This is a genomic window from Telluria sp. AZSoR62, assembly GCF_058111565.1.
Map to the genome: position 1 here is coordinate 1 of NZ_JBYTST010000230.1, position 301 is coordinate 301.

Annotated in this window: 1 protein-coding gene; it reads right to left on the reverse strand. The window is 52.5% G+C overall.

What is annotated here, in order from left to right:
- Nucleotides 1-288 (reverse strand): hypothetical protein (locus AC3XQU_RS23620; protein ID WP_489876574.1); only part of this gene is annotated, 288 nt, incomplete at its 3' end.
- Nucleotides 289-301: the final 13 nt, after the last annotated feature.

Consider the following 301-nt stretch of genomic DNA (forward strand, 5'->3'; position numbering starts at 1 on the left):
GTGGGTATGAATTTCGACTGTGGCCAAAATACCTTCATCTCCGCAGGTGACCAGGTACTTGCGTCCTTTCTGTTGCACGCCAACCGGGCTGTATTCCTCGCCAAGGTCCTTGGAGAGCTCCTGATTGACAGTATCCTTCATCTGTTCGGCGATCGCGGAAGCGTTATCCGAAGCGCTTTCTTCTGAAAGGAAAACTCCGCGAACTTTCACGTCCTGACCGCTACCCGTATCTTCCTGGGCCGTTACAACATGAGCGTAAAGCTTTTGACCACCGATCAGCTTTTGCAACACTGAGGCCTGG